Annotated in this window: 1 protein-coding gene; it reads right to left on the bottom strand. The window is 64.8% G+C overall.

Features of this window, described 5'->3' with window-relative positions; translation table 11 throughout:
- On the bottom strand, positions 1–748 hold a 748-nt coding region (gene phaZ, locus AC1DU6_RS33825; protein WP_477862762.1), incomplete at both ends, for a polyhydroxyalkanoate depolymerase.

Here is a 748-nt window from a genome sequence, read left to right as displayed (position 1 = left end):
CTTGCGGTGGGCTTCAGCGCTGTCATCGTCGCCGCGCACCAGGTCCAGGAAGTAGTCGTAGTGCGACGACAGGTGGCGGTCCGGATTCATCGCAACGAAGCCGGTGTGCTGCAGGAAGCCCGGGTAGACCTCGCGGCCGGCGCCCGGGAAGTTGGTCGGTACGCGGTAGATGACGTTGTTCTCGAACCAGCTGTAGCTGCGGTTCATGGCCAGGTTGTTGACTGCCGTCGGGCTCTTGCGGGCGTCGATGGGGCCACCCATCATGGTCATGCTGCGCGGCGTGGCTTCACCGGCGCTGGCCATCAGCGAGATGGCAGCCAGCACAGGCACCGTGGGCTGGCAGACGGAGATCACATGGCTGTCGGCGCCGCCGACGTGGCGGATGAACTCCTGCACGTAGTGGATGTAGTCGTCCAGGTGGAAGGGGCCGACTTCGAGCGGCACCATGCGCGCGTCGGTCCAGTCGGTGATGTAGACCTTGTGGTCCTTCAGCAGTTGCTTGACGGTTTCGCGCAGCAGCGTGCTGTGGTGGCCGGACAGCGGCGCCACGACCAGCACCGTGGGCTGGTCCTTCATCTTGGCCAGCACCTTGAGATCGTCGGTGTAACGCTTGAAGCGCAGCAGGCGGCAGAAGGGCTTCTCGAGCGCCACCAGCTCCTGCACCGCGACGTCGACGCCGTCGACCTCCACGGACTTGATGTCGAACTCGGGCTTCTCGTAGTCCTTGGCCAGCCGATGCATCAGGTCC

This window comes from Roseateles sp. P5_B10, assembly GCF_056400485.1.
The sequence above is the reverse complement of the archived record's forward strand: the minus strand, read 5'-3'. Positions and strand labels throughout refer to the sequence as shown.